Below are 15340 nucleotides of genomic sequence, written 5' to 3'. Positions count from 1 at the left end.
GGCCCGGAACGCCACGCGTTCCGGGCCCGTGGCGTGTGCGGCCCACGGGCGTCGGACAGCTCCCTCCCCCGGGCACAAACACAACCGCCCCTTGGGGGCGGCCTCGCGGCCGCTCCCAAGGGGCGGGACGTTTCTGCTTCCCGAGGGCGTCAGCCCTCCTCGTGCTGCACCGCGCGCCGTGCGTCCGCGTCGAGGACGCCCCAGCTGATGAGCTGCTCGGTCAGGACCGAGGGCGACTGGTCGTAGATGACGGCCAGGGTGCGCAAGTCGTCCTGGCGGATCGACAGCACCTTGCCGTTGTAGTCGCCACGCTGGCTCTGGATCGTGGCGGCGTAACGCTGCAGCGGGCCGGCCTTGTCGGACGGCACCTGGCTCAGACGCTCGAGGTCGAGGACGAGCTTCGGCGGCGGCTCGGCGGCACCGCCCGGCGCGGAGCCGGGCAGCAGCTCCTGGACCGGAACGCCGTAAAAGTCGGCGAGCTCGGCGAGGCGCTGCACGGTCACGGCACGGTCGCCGCGCTCGTAGGAACCGACCACCACGGCCTTCCAGCGGCCCTGGGACTTCTCCTCGACGCCGTGGAGGGAGAGTCCCTGCTGCGTGCGGATGGCGCGGAGCTTGGCTCCGAGCTGCTTGGCGTAATCGCTGGACATAAGGCTCCCCGGACGGAAACTCAGTAACTCACTGTGAGGTTACGCAGCGTAATTGGAATCCGTCAAGCCGAATGGTCCACACCGGTCCCCCGGAAGAGCGAGGAATCGCCGGTCACCGGCCTTTCGACCGGGATCCGCAGTCGGCCGTGGTACGGGTGGCGGACCCGGCCGGAGGGACGCGCCAGGCAGCCGCCAGGCCCCGCCGGGGACCGCGCCAGGGTGCCTGATACGCTGGACCCGTACGTTTTGGCGTCCTTTAAGGCCCGTCCTGTGAGGCGGGGAAGGAGGTCCATTTTTCATGGCCGCAATCAGTTCGGATCCGGCCCGGCCCGTTCTCGAGGCCCCGGACATCGAGCGGGTGCTCACCCGCATCGCCCACGAGATCGTCGAACGCGCCAAGGGCGCCGACGACGTGGTGCTCCTCGGCATCCCCACCCGCGGCGTCCACCTGGCCCGCAGACTCGCCGACAAGCTCGACGGCATCACCGGCGGCAAGGTCCCGGTCGGCTCGCTCGACATCACCATGTACCGCGACGACCTGCGGCTCGGCCCGGCGCGTGCGCTCGCCCGCACCGACATCCCGGCCGACGGGGTGGACGGCAGGCTGGTCGTCCTCGTCGACGACGTGCTCTTCTCCGGCCGTACGATCCGCGCCGCCCTCGACGCCCTCAACGACATCGGCCGCCCCCGCGCCGTGCAGCTGGCGGTCCTGGTCGACCGGGGCCACCGCGAGCTGCCCATCAGGGCCGACTACGTCGGCAAGAACATCCCCACCTCGCTGCGCGAGACCGTCAAGGTCCACCTGACCGAGGAGGACGGGCGCGACTGCGTCCTGCTCGGCGTACGCGACGGCTCCCCGGCGGACGAGTAGCGCGAGCCCTGCCCCGACCCCCGGGGCACCGCTCCGCCCGCCTCCGCCCCCGGCCTGCCCGGGAGACGTGGCGTGCCGCCCCCAGTCCGCCCCCGCACGCATCCTCCGGAGTGACCCGATGAAGCGCCACCTGATCTCGGCCGCCGACCTCACCCGCGACGACGCCCTCCTTGTGCTGGACACCGCCGAGGAGATGGCCCGCGTCGCCGACCGCCCCATCAAGAAACTGCCGACGCTGCGCGGCCGCACGGTCGTCAACCTCTTCTTCGAGGACTCGACCCGCACCCGCATCTCCTTCGAGGCCGCCGCCAAGCGCCTGTCGGCCGACGTCATCAACTTCTCCGCCAAGGGCTCGTCGGTCTCCAAGGGCGAGTCCCTGAAGGACACCGCCCTCACCCTCGAGGCGATGGGCGCCGACGCCGTCGTCATCCGGCACCACATGTCCGGCGCCCCGCACCGGCTGGCGTACTCCGACTGGATCGGCGGCAGCGTCGTCAACGCCGGAGACGGCACCCACGAGCACCCCACGCAGGCGCTGCTCGACGCCTTCACCATGCGCCGCCACCTGTCCGGGCCCGGCCGGGACCTGGCAGGACGCCGCGTCACGATCGTCGGCGACGTGCTGCACAGCCGCGTGGCCCGCTCCAATGTGCTGCTGCTCAACACGCTCGGCGCCGAGGTCACCCTGGTGGCGCCGCCCACCCTGCTGCCGATCGGCGTGGAGAAGTGGCCCTGTGAGGTCAGCTACGACCTGGACGCGGTGCTCGCCAAGTCCGACGCCGTCATGATGCTGCGCGTCCAGCGCGAGCGCATGAACGCCGCCTTCTTCCCGACCGAGCGCGAGTACGCGCGCCGCTACGGCCTGGACGGGATGCGCATGGCGGTGCTGCCCGAGCACGCCGTCGTCATGCACCCCGGCCCGATGAACCGCGGCATGGAGATCACCGCGGAGGTCGCCGACTCGCCGCGCTGCACCGCCGTCGAACAGGTGAAGAACGGCGTCAGCATCCGCATGGCGGTCCTGTACCTGCTGCTCGGCGGCGCCGAGCCCGCCATTTCCCACGCCCGCACCGAGGAGAGCAAGTGAACATGAGCGCGACCCCGAGGACACTGATCCGCGGCGCGAGGATCCTCGGCGGCGAGCCGCAGGACGTCCTGATCGACGGCGAGACCATCGCGGAGATCGGCACGGACATCACGGCCCCCGAGGGCGCCACCGTGGTCGAGGCCGGGGGCAGGATCCTGCTGCCGGGCCTGGTCGACCTCCACACCCACCTGCGCGAGCCCGGCCGCGAGGACTCCGAGACCGTCCTCACCGGCACGCGGTCCGCCGCCGCGGGCGGCTACACCGCCGTCCACGCCATGGCCAACACCTTCCCCGTCGCCGACACCGCCGGCGTCGTCGAGCAGGTCTGGCGCCTCGGCCGCGAGCACGGCTACTGCGACGTCCAGCCGGTCGGCGCCGTCACCGTGGGCCTGGAGGGCAAGAAGCTCGCCGAGCTCGGCGCGATGGCCGACTCCGCGGCCGGCGTCCGGGTCTTCTCCGACGACGGCAAGTGCGTGGACGACGCCGTGATCATGCGCCGCGCCCTGGAGTACGTGAAGGCCTTCGACGGTGTCGTCGCCCAGCACGCCCAGGAGCCCCGCCTCACCGAGGGCGCCCAGATGAACGAGGGCGTCGTCTCCGGCGAGCTGGGCCTGACCGGCTGGCCCGCCGTCGCCGAGGAGTCGATCATCGCCCGCGACGTCCTCCTCGCCGCGCACGTGGGCTCCCGGGTGCACATCTGCCACCTGTCCACGGCCGGCTCGGTCGAGATCGTGCGCTGGGCCAAGTCCAAGGGCTGGGACGTCACCGCCGAAGTCACCCCGCACCACCTGCTCCTCACCGACGAACTGGTGCGCACCTACAACCCGGTCTACAAGGTCAACCCGCCGCTGCGCACCGAGGCCGACGTCATGGCGCTGCGCGAGGCGCTCGCCGACGGCACCATCGACTGCGTGGCCACCGACCACGCCCCGCACCCGCACGAGGACAAGGACTGCGAGTGGGGCGCGGCGGCCATGGGCATGATCGGCCTGGAGACCGCGCTGTCGGTCGTCCAGCACGCCATGGTCGACACCGGCCTGCTGGACTGGGCCGGCGTCGCCGACCGGATGTCCTTCCGCCCCGCGGCCATCGGCCGTCTCTCCGGCCACGGACGGCCCGTCTCGGCTGGTGAGCCCGCGAACCTCACCCTGGTCGATCCGGCATACCGTGGTGTGGTGAATCCCGCGGGCTTCGCCTCCCGCAGCCGTAACACCCCCTACGAGGGTCTGGAGCTGCCGGGCCAGGTGTTCGCCACGTTCCTGCGGGGCAAGGCGACGGTCATGGACGGGAAGCTCTCGTGACACCTCTGGTACTCATCGCGGCGGAGGGCAGGCACTCCGCACAGGTCACCGACTGGGCCGGGCGCATCGGCTGGGTCATCGGGCTGCTGCTCTTCGTCGTCCTCCTGTACTGGCTGATGCGCCAGGGCTGGAAGTGGCGCGCCACCCTCCAGAGCGACCTGCCCGCCCTCCCCACCGCCCCCGAGGAGCCCGGTGAGCCCCGCCTGATCCTGACCGGCCGGTACCACGGCAGCACCACGGCGGGGCAGTGGCTGGACCGCATCGTCGCCCACGGCCTCGGCGTGCGCAGCCGGGTCGAGCTCACTCTCACCGACCGGGGGATGGACGTCGAGCGCACCGGCGCGCCGAGCTTCTTCGTCCCGGCCGCGGACCTGCGCGGCGCCCGTCTCGACAAGGGCATCGCGGGCAAGGTCCTCACCGAGGGCGGCCTGCTGGTGGTCACCTGGGCGCACGGCGACCGGCTGATCGACTCCGGCTTCCGCTCGGACCACGCCGCCGAGCACGCCGCGTGGGTCGAGGCCCTGAACACTCTCACGCACGACCAGGAAGGCGCACGATGACGACCTCCACCCAGCGGCCCGCGAGGGTCCCTGCCGTACTCGTCCTGGAGGACGGCCGCACCTTCCGCGGCCGCGCCTACGGGGCCGTGGGGGAGACCTTCGGCGAGGCCGTGTTCTCCACCGGCATGACCGGGTACCAGGAGACCCTGACCGACCCGTCGTACCACCGCCAGGTCGTCGTGATGACCGCCCCCCACGTCGGCAACACCGGCGTCAACGACGAGGACCCCGAGTCCTCCCGCATCTGGGTGGCCGGTTACGTCGTCCGCGACCCCGCCCGCGTGCCCTCCAACTGGCGCGCCCGCCGCACCCTTGACGAGGAGCTCACCCGCCAGGGCGTCGTCGGCATCAGTGGCATCGACACCCGGGCGCTCACCCGGCACCTGCGCGAGCGCGGCGCGATGCGCGTCGGCATCTTCTCCGGCGACAAGGCGCACACCGACGAGGCCGCGCTCCTGGCCGAGGTTCAGGCCAGCCCGCAGATGAAGGGCGCCGACCTCTCCGCCGAGGTCGCCACCAAGGAGCCGTACGTCGTCCCGGCGATCGGCGAGAAGAAGTTCACCGTCGCCGCCATCGACCTCGGCATCAAGGGCATGACCCCGCAGCGGATGGCCGAGCGCGGTATCGAGGTGCACGTCCTGCCCGCCGGTGCCACCGTGGACGAGGTCTACGCGGTCAACCCCGACGGCGTCTTCCTCTCCAACGGCCCCGGCGACCCGGCCACCGCCGACCTGACCGTCATCAAGGGCGTCCTGGAGCGGAGGACCCCGCTGTTCGGCATCTGCTTCGGCAACCAGCTGCTCGGCCGGGCCGTCGGCTTCGGCACGTACAAGCTGAAGTACGGCCACCGCGGCATCAACCAGCCGGTGCAGGACCGCTCCACCGGCAAGGTCGAGGTCACCGCCCACAACCACGGCTTCGCCGTGGACGCGCCGCTCGACCAGGTCTCCGACACCCCGTACGGGCGGGTCGAGGTCTCCCACGTGTGCCTCAACGACAACGTGGTCGAGGGCCTGCGGCTGCTCGACACCCCCGCCTTCAGCGTCCAGTACCACCCCGAGGCCGCCGCAGGTCCGCACGACGCCGCGTACCTGTTCGACCGCTTCGTGAAGCTCATGGAGGGCCAGCGTGCCTAAGCGCACCGATATCCAGTCCGTCCTGGTCATCGGCTCCGGCCCGATCGTCATCGGCCAGGCCGCCGAGTTCGACTACTCCGGTACCCAGGCCTGCCGCGTCCTGCGCGCCGAGGGCCTGCGCGTGATCCTGGTCAACTCCAACCCGGCCACGATCATGACCGACCCGGAGATCGCCGACGCCACCTATGTGGAGCCGATCACCCCCGAGTTCGTCGAGAAGATCATCGCCAAGGAGCGCCCCGACGCGCTCCTGCCCACCCTGGGCGGCCAGACCGCGCTGAACACCGCGATCTCGCTCCACAAGGCGGGCGTCCTCGACAAGTACGGGGTCGAGCTGATCGGCGCCAACGTCGAGGCCATCAACAAGGGCGAGGACCGCGACCTGTTCAAGGAGGTCGTCGAGGCCGTCCGCGCCAAGATCGGCCACGGCGAGTCCGCCCGCTCGGTCATCTGCCACACCATGGACGACGTCCTCGCCGGCGTCGACACCCTCGGCGGCTACCCGGTCGTCGTCCGCCCCTCCTTCACCATGGGCGGCGCCGGCTCCGGCTTCGCCCACGACGAGGAGGAGCTGCGCCGCATCGCCGGCCAGGGCCTGACGCTCTCCCCGACCACCGAGGTGCTCCTGGAGGAGTCCATCCTCGGCTGGAAGGAGTACGAGCTGGAGCTGATGCGCGACAAGCACGACAACGTCGTGGTCGTATGCTCCATCGAGAACTTCGACCCCATGGGCGTGCACACCGGTGACTCCATCACCGTCGCGCCCGCCATGACGCTGACCGACCGCGAGTACCAGATCCTGCGCGACATCGGCATCGCCGTGATCCGCGAGGTCGGCGTCGACACCGGCGGCTGCAACATCCAGTTCGCCGTCAACCCCGAGGACGGCCGGGTCATCGTCATCGAGATGAACCCGCGCGTCTCCCGCTCCTCGGCGCTGGCGTCCAAGGCGACCGGCTTCCCGATCGCCAAGATCGCCGCCAAGCTCGCCGTCGGCTACACCCTCGACGAGATCCCCAACGACATCACCGAGCAGACCCCGGCCTCCTTCGAGCCGACGCTCGACTACGTGGTCGTGAAGGTGCCGCGCTTCGCCTTCGAGAAGTTCCCGGTCGCCGACGCCACCCTCACCACCACGATGAAGTCGGTCGGCGAGGCCATGGCCATCGGCCGCAACTTCCCCGAGGCCCTGCAGAAGGCGCTGCGCTCCCTGGAGAAGAAGGGCAGCCAGTTCGCCTTCACCGGCGACCCGGGCGACAAGGGAGAGCTGCTGCTGACCGCCCGGCGTCCCACCGACGGCCGGATCAACACGGTCATGCAGGCGATCCGGGCCGGCGCCACCCCGCAGGAGGTCTTCGACGCCACGAAGATCGACCCCTGGTTCGTCGACCAGCTCTTCCTGATCAAGGAGATCGCCGACGAGCTCGCGGCCGCCGACAAGCTCGAGCCCGAGCTGCTCGCCGAGGCCAAGCGCTACGGCTTCTCCGACGCCCAGCTCGCCGCGATCCGCGGACTGCGTGAGGACGTCGTCCGCGAGGTCCGGCACGCGCTCGGCGTCCGCCCGGTCTACAAGACGGTCGACACCTGCGCCGCCGAGTTCGCCGCCCGCACCCCGTACTTCTACTCGTCCTACGACGAGGAGACCGAGGTCGCGCCGCGCGAGAAGGCCGCCGTGATCATCCTGGGCTCCGGCCCGAACCGCATCGGCCAGGGCATCGAGTTCGACTACTCGTGCGTGCACGCCTCCTTCGCGCTCCACGACGCGGGTTACGAGACCGTCATGGTCAACTGCAACCCCGAGACCGTCTCCACCGACTACGACACCTCCGACCGGCTCTACTTCGAGCCGCTCACCCTGGAGGACGTCCTGGAGATCGTCCACGCCGAGCAGCTGGCCGGCCCCGTCGCGGGCGTCGTCGTCCAGCTCGGCGGCCAGACCCCGCTCGGCCTGGCCCAGGCACTGAAGGACAACGGCGTCCCCGTCGTCGGCACCTCGCCCGAGGCCATCCACCTCGCCGAGGACCGCGGCGCCTTCGGGCGCGTCCTGGCCCGGGCGGGCCTGCCCGCCCCCAAGCACGGCACGGCCACCACCTTCGAGGAGGCCAAGGCCATCGCCGACGAGATCGGCTACCCGGTCCTGGTCCGGCCCTCGTACGTGCTCGGCGGCCGCGGCATGGAGATCGTGTACGACGAGGCCCGCCTCGCCTCGTACATCGCCGAGTCCACCGAGATCGGCCCGGACCGCCCGGTGCTGGTCGACCGCTTCCTCGACGACGCCATCGAGATCGACGTCGACGCCCTCTACGACGGCCACGAGCTCTACCTCGGCGGCGTCATGGAGCACATCGAGGAGGCCGGCATCCACTCAGGCGACTCCGCCTGCGCGCTGCCCCCGATCACGCTCGGCGGGCACGACATCAAGCGCCTGCGTGCCTCCACCGAGGCCATCGCCAAGGGCGTCGGCGTCCAGGGCCTGATCAACATCCAGTTCGCCCTGGCCGGGGACATCCTCTACGTGCTCGAGGCCAACCCGCGCGCCTCCCGTACGGTCCCCTTCACCTCCAAGGCGACGGCGGTCCCGCTGGCCAAGGCCGCCGCGCGCATCTCCCTCGGCGCCACCGTCGCCGAGCTGCGCGCGGAGGGCCTGCTCCCGGCGCACGGCGACGGCGGCACCCTGCCGCTGGACGCGCCGATCTCCGTCAAGGAGGCCGTGCTGCCGTGGAGCCGCTTCCGCGACGTGCACGGGCGGGGCGTCGACACCGTCCTCGGCCCGGAGATGCGCTCCACCGGCGAGGTCATGGGCATCGACTCGGTCTTCGGCACGGCCTACGCCAAGTCGCAGGCCGCCGCCTACGGCGCGCTGCCGACCAAGGGCCGTGCCTTCGTCTCGGTCGCCAACCGCGACAAGCGCGCGCTGATCTTCCCGGCCCGGGCACTGGTCGAGCACGGCTTCGAGCTGCTCGCCACCTCCGGCACGGCCGAGATGCTCAAGCGCAACGGCATCGAGGCCACCGTCGTGCGCAAGAAGAGCGAGGGCACCGGCCCGAACGGCGAGCCGACCATCGTCGAGCTCATCCACGAGGGCGCCATCGACCTCATCGTCAACACCCCGTTCGGCACCGGCGGCCGCCTCGACGGCTACGACATCCGCACCGCGGCCGTCGCCCGGGGCGTCCCGTGCCTGACGACGGTGCAGGCGCTCGCCGCCGCCGTACAGGGCGTCGACGCGCTGAACCGCGGCGACGTCGGGGTCCGCTCCCTGCAGGAACACGCGGAACACCTGACCGCCGCCCGCGAGGCATAGGCCCGAGAGGGGGACACCGATCCGGTGTCCCCCTCTTCATGAGCCCCTCGTCCCCTCGCCCGCCGTAGAAGGCTTCGCATGTACTCCCTCCTGTTCAACCTGATCTTCAAGCGCCTCGACCCCGAGCAGGCCCACCACCTCGCCTTCGGATGGATCCGGCTCGCCGCCCGCATCCCCGGCTTGCGCACCTTCGTCGCCGCGCTGCTCGCGCCGCGGTACCCCGTACTGCGCACCGAAGCCCTGGGCCGGCGGATGCACGGCCCCTTCGGGCTCGCCGCCGGCTTCGACAAGAACGCGGTCGGCATCGACGGGCTCACCATGCTCGGCTTCGACCACGTCGAGATCGGCACCGTCACCGCCCAGCCGCAGCCCGGCAACCCCAGGCAGCGGCTGTTCCGCCTGGTCGCCGACCGCGCCCTGATCAACCGCATGGGCTTCAACAACGAGGGCTCCGCCGCGGTCGCCGCGCGCCTCGCCGCCCGCCGGGCGGTCTTCCCGACGACGGTCGGCGTCAACATCGGCAAGACCAAGGTCGTCCCGGAGGAGGAGGCGGTCGCCGACTACGTCACCTCGACCGAGCGGCTCGCCCACCACGCCGACTACCTCGTCGTCAACGTCTCCTCGCCCAACACCCCCGGACTGCGGAACCTGCAGGCGGTCGACCACCTCCGGCCGCTGCTGAGCGCCGTGCGCGAGGCCGCCGACCGCACCGTCACCGGACGCCGTGTCCCGCTCCTGGTCAAGATCGCCCCCGACCTGGCCGACGAGGACGTGGACGCCGTCGCCGACCTCGCCCTCGAACTCGGCCTGGACGGCATCATCGCCACCAACACCACCATCGCCCGCGACGGCCTCGGCCTGCGCTCCGACGCCGCGCTGGTCAAGGAGACCGGCGGCCTGTCCGGCGCCCCCCTCAAGGAGCGCTCCCTGGAGGTGCTGCGCCGGCTGTACGCCCGCGTCGGCGACCGCATCACCCTCGTCGGGGTCGGCGGCGTGGAGACCGCCGAGGACGTGTGGCAGCGCGTCCTGGCCGGCGCCACCCTCGTCCAGGGCTACAGCGCCTTCATCTACGAGGGGCCCTTCTGGTGCCGCACGATCCACCGGGACCTTGCCGCACTGCTGCGGGCCAGCCCGTACGCCACCCTCGCCGACGCCGTCGGCGCCGAGACCAGGAAGGCGGCCACCCCGCAATGAACCCCGAGCCCTTCGGCGCACGGCTGCGCCGCGCCATGGACACCCGCGGACCGCTCTGCGTCGGCATCGACCCGCACTCTTCGCTGCTCGACGCCTGGGGACTGGAGGACGACGTCGCGGGCCTGGAGCGCTTCACCCGCACCGTGGTGGAGGCCCTGGCCGACCGGGTCGCCGTCCTCAAGCCGCAGAGCGCGTTCTTCGAGCGCTTCGGCTCGCGCGGCATCGCCGTCCTGGAGGCGGCCGTCGCCGAGGCCCGCGCCGCCGGCGCGCTGGTGCTGATGGACGCCAAGCGCGGCGACATCGGCTCCACCATGGCCGCGTACGCCGCCACCTACCTGGACCCGGCCTCACCGCTGTTCTCGGACGCGGTCACCGTCAGCCCTTACCTGGGCTTCGGTTCGCTGCGTCCCGCTCTGGACGCGGCCCGGGCGAGCGGCAGCGGCGTCTTCGTGCTCGCCCTGACCTCCAATCCGGAGGGCGCCGAGGTGCAGCGGTCAACCGCGGCGGACGGCACATCCCTCGCCCAGGTGATGCTGAACCACATCGCCGACGAGAACGCGGGCGACCACCCGCTCGGATCGGTCGGCGCGGTCGTCGGCGCGACCCTCGACGAGGCGGGGGTGGACCTCGCCGTCAACGGACCCCTGCTCGCCCCCGGCATCGGCGCCCAGGGCGCGACGGCGGCCGACCTCCCACGGGTCTTCGGCGACGCCGTCCGCAACGTCGTCCCGAGCGTCAGCAGGGGCGTGCTGAAGCTCGGACCGTCGCTCGCGGCACTGCGCGAAGGGGCGGAAAGAGAGGCCGCACAACTCGCCGCGGTCGTCAAGTAGCGGTCAAGACGTCCGGAAACCTGCGCAGATTTGTCCCAAAAGTCCTGGTCGGTTGACGCTGACCAGGACTTTTCTTCTTGTTTGCGCTGACTGCGGCCGCTGGGGCCGCTAGTCTCCGACGAGAGCGCGCAAGGTGCGCGTTTCACGTTGCCCCTGCAGGTGGGGGGCGACTAGGTTCCACACCGGTCCGTATCCGACAGTTCTACTTCCGAGGTGACGTAGGCGTGGCTCTTCCGCCCCTTACCCCTGAACAGCGCGCTGCCGCGCTCGAGAAGGCCGCCGCGGCTCGCCGGGAGCGCGCCGAGGTCAAGAATCGGCTCAAGCACTCCGGCGCCTCGCTGCACGAGGTCATCAAGCAGGGCCAGGAGAACGACGTCATCGGCAAGATGAAGGTCTCCGCCCTCCTGGAGTCCCTGCCCGGCGTGGGCAAGGTCCGCGCCAAGCAGATCATGGAGCGGCTCGGCATCTCCGAGAGCCGCCGGGTCCGCGGGCTCGGTTCCAACCAGATCGCGTCCCTGGAGCGCGAGTTCGGCAGCCCCGCTGCCTGACGTTCCCAGCACCCTCCGGGAACCGGGATAATCGCTCCATGAGTGAACGTCCGCGGCTGACCGTGCTCTCCGGCCCCTCGGGGGTCGGCAAGAGCACGGTCGTCGCTCATATGCGCACAGTCCACCCCGAGGTGTGGCTCTCCGTCTCGGCCACCACCCGCAAGCCCCGCCCCGGTGAGAAGCACGGGGTGCACTACTACTTCGTCGAGAACGACGAGTTCGACAAGCTCGTCGCCAACGGCGAACTGCTGGAGTGGGCCGAGTTCGCGGGGAACCGCTACGGCACGCCGCGCCAGGCCGTGCTGAAGCGCCTGGAGGCCGGCGAGCCGGTCCTGCTGGAGATCGACCTGCAGGGCGCCCGCCAGGTGCGCGAGTCGATGCCCGAGGCGCAGCTGGTCTTCCTCGCGCCGCCCAGCTGGGACGAGCTGGTCCGCCGGCTCACCGGCCGGGGCACCGAGCCGCCCGAGGTCATCGAGCGGCGGCTGGAGGCCGCGCGGGTCGAGCTGGCGGCCGAGCCGGAGTTCGACACGACCCTGGTCAACACCTCCGTCGAGGACGTCGCGCGCGAGCTGCTAGCCTTGATGGCCGTAGTCTGATCTTTTTGCACCCAATCGGAAGGTAGAGCGTGTCCTCTTCCATCACCTCACCCGAGGGCATCATCAACCCGCCGATCGACGAGCTGCTCGAGGCCACCGACTCGAAGTACAGCCTCGTGATCTACGCGGCCAAGCGTGCCCGTCAGATCAACGCGTACTACTCGCAGCTCGGCGAGGGCCTGCTCGAGTACGTCGGCCCGCTCGTCGACACCCACGTGCACGAGAAGCCGCTGTCGATCGCGCTGCGCGAGATCAACGCGGGTCTGCTGACCTCCGAGGCCGTCGAGGGCCCGGTCCAGTAACGAAGCCCAGGCATTCCACCACGGGCCCGGCGGCACGGCCGCCGGGCCCGTGGTGTGTCATGGGGTAGTACGCACACGGGTCCAACACTGCGCGGGAGAGACGATGGGAAAGCCACAGGTCGTCCTGGGCGTGAGCGGCGGGATCGCCGCCTACAAGGCGTGCGAGCTGCTGCGCCGGTTCACCGAGTCGGGTCACGACGTACGGGTCGTGCCCACGGCCTCGGCGCTGCACTTCGTCGGTGAGGCCACCTGGTCGGCGCTGTCCGGCAACCCGGTCTCGACCGAGGTGTGGGAGAGCGTGCACGAGGTGCCGCACGTGCGCATCGGGCAGGGCGCCGACCTGGTCGTGGTCGCCCCCGCCACAGCGGACGTGCTCGCCAAGGCCGCCCACGGTCTCGCCGACGACCTGCTGACCAACACTCTGCTGACCGCGCGCTGTCCCGTGGTGTTCGTGCCCGCCATGCACACCGAGATGTGGGAGCACGCCGCCACCCAGGAGAACGTGGCGACGCTGCGCCGCCGCGGCGCGATCGTCCTCGAGCCCGCCGTCGGCCGCCTCACCGGCGTCGACACGGGCAAGGGGCGGCTGCCCGAGCCGGCCGAGATCTTCGAGGCCTGCAGGCGGGTGCTGCTGCGCGGCCGCCGCGCCCTGGAGACCGACCTGGCCGGGCGCCACGTCGTCATCAGCGCCGGCGGCACCCGCGAGCCCCTCGACCCGGTGCGCTACCTGGGCAACCGCTCCTCCGGCAAGCAGGGCTACGCCCTCGCCCGCACCGCCCTCGCCCGGGGCGCCCGGGTCACCCTGATCGCCGCCAACACCGGCCTCGCGGACCCGGCAGGGGCGGACGTGGTGCGCGTCGGCACCGCGGTGCAGCTGCGCGAGGCCGTCCTGAAGGCCGCGTCCGACGCCGACGCGGTGGTCATGGCCGCCGCCGTCGCCGACTTCCGCCCGGCCCGCTACGCCGAGGGCAAGATCAAGAAGAAGGACGGCGAGGAGCCCGCGCCCCTGGAGCTGGTACGCAACCCCGACGTGCTCGCCGAGCTGTCAGCCGAACGGGCGCATCCCGCCCAGATCGTCGTCGGTTTCGCCGCCGAGACCGACGACGTCCTGGCCAACGGTCGGGCCAAGCTCGCTCGCAAGGGCTGTGACCTGCTGGTCGTCAACGAGGTCGGTGACCACAAGGCCTTCGGCTCCGAGGAGAACGAGGCGGTCGTACTCGGCGCCGACGGCAGCGAGACCCCGGTGCCGTACGGGCCCAAGGAGGCCCTCGCGGAGCAGGTCTGGGACCTGGTCGCCGCCCGGCTGATCTGATGACACTTCGGGACGGTATGTGTGCGCTACTGGCGTTCCGTCCCGAGGTGATGCACAGTGTCGCAGGTCACGGCATATCCAAGGTGCGAGATGTCGTGTCCTGCGCAGGAGTCGAACGATAAACTGACCCATGGCCCGCCGGGCGCAGCCCCGCGCGAGCCACAAATGATCAGCCAGCAGCCGCTGCAACCCCAGGGAGCGATGTGTCCCGCCGCCTGTTCACCTCGGAGTCCGTGACCGAGGGTCACCCCGACAAGATCGCTGACCAGATCAGCGACACGATCCTCGACGCCCTGCTCAAGGAGGACCCCTCCTCGCGCGTCGCCGTCGAGACGTTGATCACCACCGGTCTGGTGCACGTCGCCGGAGAGGTCACCACCAAGGGCTACGCCGACATCGCGACCCTGGTGCGGAACAAGATCCTCGACATCGGCTACGACTCGTCGAAGAAGGGCTTCGACGGCGCGTCCTGCGGTGTCTCGGTCTCCATCGGTGCGCAGTCCCCGGACATCGCCCAGGGTGTCGACACGGCCTACGAGAGCCGGGTGGAAGGCGACGACGACGAGCTCGACCGGCAGGGTGCCGGCGACCAGGGCCTGATGTTCGGCTACGCCTGCGACGAGACCCCCGAGCTGATGCCGCTCCCGATCACGCTGGCCCACCGGCTGTCCCGGCGGCTCACCGAGGTCCGCAAGAACGGGACCATCCCCTACCTGCGGCCCGACGGCAAGACCCAGGTCACCATCGAGTACAACGACGACAAGGCCGTGCGCCTCGACACCGTCGTCGTCTCCTCGCAGCACGCCAGCGACATCGACCTCGAGTCGCTGCTGGCGCCCGACATCCGCGAGTTCGTCGTGGAGCCGGAGCTGAAGGCGCTGCTCGACGACGGCATCAAGATCGACACCGAGGGCTACCGGCTGCTGGTCAACCCGACCGGGCGCTTCGAGATCGGCGGCCCGATGGGCGACGCCGGCCTCACCGGCCGCAAGATCATCATCGACACCTACGGCGGCATGGCCCGCCACGGCGGCGGCGCCTTCTCCGGCAAGGACCCGTCCAAGGTCGACCGCTCCGCCGCGTACGCCATGCGCTGGGTCGCCAAGAACGTCGTCGCCGCGGGCCTCGCCTCGCGCTGCGAGGTCCAGGTCGCGTACGCGATCGGCAAGGCCGAGCCCGTCGGTCTCTTCGTCGAGACCTTCGGCACCCACACGGTGGACCACGAGAAGATCGAGCAGGCCATCAGCCAGGTCTTCGACCTGCGCCCGGCCGCGATCATCCGCGACCTCGACCTGCTCCGCCCGATCTACGCCCAGACCGCGGCCTACGGCCACTTCGGCCGTGAGCTTCCGGACTTCACCTGGGAGCGCACCGACCGCGTCGACGCGCTGCGCCAGGCGGCGGGTCTGTAGGCACGCCCCGGCCCCACGGCCTGACGACGGCCCCGGACCGCAAGGTCCGGGGCCGTCGGCGTGCTTGGGGCGAATCCGGGGGCGCGGGCCGACCGGACGCGGTGGGCGGCATCGCGGGCCGCTGCGTGGGCCTGCGGGGCGGGACCTGTGCGATCACGGGGGCGTGGCGTGCGGCACTGGCCGGCCATGGCCTTGCTGACGCCCGGATCGCCCGGTGGGCGGCTCCCAGGGTCCGCT

14 protein-coding genes are annotated in these 15340 nt (G+C 71.3%); 13 read left to right on the top strand and 1 reads right to left on the bottom strand.

Annotation, left to right across the window (positions count from 1 at the left end):
- Positions 1-149: 149 nt before the first annotated feature.
- Positions 150-650, bottom strand: a complete 501-nt coding sequence (gene bldD, locus ACWDAS_RS00315; protein ID WP_018564185.1) for a transcriptional regulator BldD — start codon at positions 648-650, stop codon at positions 150-152.
- 298 nt (positions 651-948) lie between these two features.
- Here bldD and pyrR point away from each other — a divergent pair, with 298 nt between their 5' ends.
- The 13 genes from pyrR (at position 949) to metK (ending at position 15103) form a co-directional block, all read left to right on the top strand.
- Positions 949-1521 carry a bifunctional pyr operon transcriptional regulator/uracil phosphoribosyltransferase PyrR gene (pyrR, locus tag ACWDAS_RS00310; RefSeq protein WP_450385955.1) on the top strand — a complete coding sequence of 191 codons (573 nt, stop codon included), beginning with the start codon at positions 949-951 and terminating at the stop codon, positions 1519-1521.
- Between the two features lie 118 nt (positions 1522-1639).
- Positions 1640-2608: an aspartate carbamoyltransferase catalytic subunit gene (locus ACWDAS_RS00305; RefSeq protein WP_450385953.1), complete on the top strand. Its 969-nt coding sequence runs from the start codon at positions 1640-1642 to the stop codon at positions 2606-2608.
- A 2-nt stretch (positions 2609-2610) separates the two neighbouring features.
- Positions 2611-3909, top strand: a complete 1299-nt coding sequence (locus ACWDAS_RS00300) for a dihydroorotase (RefSeq protein WP_450385951.1) — start codon at positions 2611-2613, stop codon at positions 3907-3909.
- Complete coding sequence (locus ACWDAS_RS00295; protein WP_450385949.1) at positions 3906-4469, top strand: PH-like domain-containing protein; 564 nt, start codon at positions 3906-3908, stop codon at positions 4467-4469. The genes ACWDAS_RS00300 and ACWDAS_RS00295 overlap by 4 nt, the downstream gene beginning before the upstream one ends.
- The gene (carA, locus tag ACWDAS_RS00290) at positions 4466-5605 is read left to right on the top strand and encodes a glutamine-hydrolyzing carbamoyl-phosphate synthase small subunit (RefSeq protein ID WP_450385947.1); all 1140 of its coding nucleotides are present in this window, start codon (positions 4466-4468) and stop codon (positions 5603-5605) included. The genes ACWDAS_RS00295 and carA overlap by 4 nt, the downstream gene beginning before the upstream one ends.
- Positions 5598-8909: a carbamoyl-phosphate synthase large subunit gene (gene carB / locus ACWDAS_RS00285; protein ID WP_450385945.1), complete on the top strand. Its 3312-nt coding sequence runs from the start codon at positions 5598-5600 to the stop codon at positions 8907-8909. The genes carA and carB overlap by 8 nt, the downstream gene beginning before the upstream one ends.
- Before the next feature lie 78 nt (positions 8910-8987).
- The gene (locus ACWDAS_RS00280) at positions 8988-10103 is read left to right on the top strand and encodes a quinone-dependent dihydroorotate dehydrogenase (protein ID WP_450385944.1); all 1116 of its coding nucleotides are present in this window, start codon (positions 8988-8990) and stop codon (positions 10101-10103) included.
- Complete coding sequence (gene pyrF, locus ACWDAS_RS00275) at positions 10100-10933, top strand: orotidine-5'-phosphate decarboxylase (RefSeq protein WP_450385942.1); 834 nt, start codon at positions 10100-10102, stop codon at positions 10931-10933. Before ACWDAS_RS00280 ends, pyrF begins: the two co-directional genes overlap by 4 nt.
- A gap of 224 nt (positions 10934-11157) precedes the next feature.
- Positions 11158-11481 (top strand): integration host factor, encoded by a 324-nt coding sequence (locus tag ACWDAS_RS00270; protein WP_018564176.1) that lies wholly within the window; start codon positions 11158-11160, stop codon positions 11479-11481.
- Between the two features lie 38 nt (positions 11482-11519).
- On the top strand, positions 11520-12077 hold the full coding sequence (gene gmk / locus ACWDAS_RS00265) for a guanylate kinase (RefSeq protein WP_450385940.1): 558 nt from the start codon (positions 11520-11522) through the stop codon (positions 12075-12077).
- Between the two features lie 29 nt (positions 12078-12106).
- Positions 12107-12379, top strand: a complete 273-nt coding sequence (gene rpoZ / locus ACWDAS_RS00260; RefSeq protein ID WP_450385937.1) for a DNA-directed RNA polymerase subunit omega — start codon at positions 12107-12109, stop codon at positions 12377-12379.
- 103 nt (positions 12380-12482) lie between these two features.
- Positions 12483-13691 carry a bifunctional phosphopantothenoylcysteine decarboxylase/phosphopantothenate--cysteine ligase CoaBC gene (gene coaBC, locus ACWDAS_RS00255; RefSeq protein ID WP_450385935.1) on the top strand — a complete coding sequence of 403 codons (1209 nt, stop codon included), beginning with the start codon at positions 12483-12485 and terminating at the stop codon, positions 13689-13691.
- Between the two features lie 203 nt (positions 13692-13894).
- Positions 13895-15103, top strand: a complete 1209-nt coding sequence (gene metK, locus ACWDAS_RS00250) for a methionine adenosyltransferase (RefSeq protein ID WP_450385933.1) — start codon at positions 13895-13897, stop codon at positions 15101-15103.
- The last annotated feature ends 237 nt before the right edge of the window (positions 15104-15340 follow it).

The organism is Streptomyces sp. NPDC001070, assembly GCF_053598835.1.
Note: the sequence above shows the minus strand (reverse complement) of the source record. Positions and strands in the feature narration are given on the sequence as shown.

Bases quoted from the DNA above. Each gene is read 5' to 3' on its own strand.
- ACWDAS_RS00300 (WP_450385951.1), top strand. From the start codon at position 2,611: ATGAGCGCGACCCCGAGGACACTGATCCGCGGCGCGAGGATCCTCGGC.
- pyrR (WP_450385955.1), top strand. From the start codon at position 949: ATGGCCGCAATCAGTTCGGATCCGGCCCGGCCCGTTCTCGAGGCCCCG.
- ACWDAS_RS00280 (WP_450385944.1), top strand. From the start codon at position 8,988: ATGTACTCCCTCCTGTTCAACCTGATCTTCAAGCGCCTCGACCCCGAG.
- gmk (WP_450385940.1), top strand. From the start codon at position 11,520: ATGAGTGAACGTCCGCGGCTGACCGTGCTCTCCGGCCCCTCGGGGGTC.
- coaBC (WP_450385935.1), top strand. From the start codon at position 12,483: ATGGGAAAGCCACAGGTCGTCCTGGGCGTGAGCGGCGGGATCGCCGCC.
- bldD (WP_018564185.1), bottom strand. From the start codon at position 650: ATGTCCAGCGATTACGCCAAGCAGCTCGGAGCCAAGCTCCGCGCCATC.
- ACWDAS_RS00305 (WP_450385953.1), top strand. From the start codon at position 1,640: ATGAAGCGCCACCTGATCTCGGCCGCCGACCTCACCCGCGACGACGCC.
- carA (WP_450385947.1), top strand. From the start codon at position 4,466: ATGACGACCTCCACCCAGCGGCCCGCGAGGGTCCCTGCCGTACTCGTC.
- pyrF (WP_450385942.1), top strand. From the start codon at position 10,100: ATGAACCCCGAGCCCTTCGGCGCACGGCTGCGCCGCGCCATGGACACC.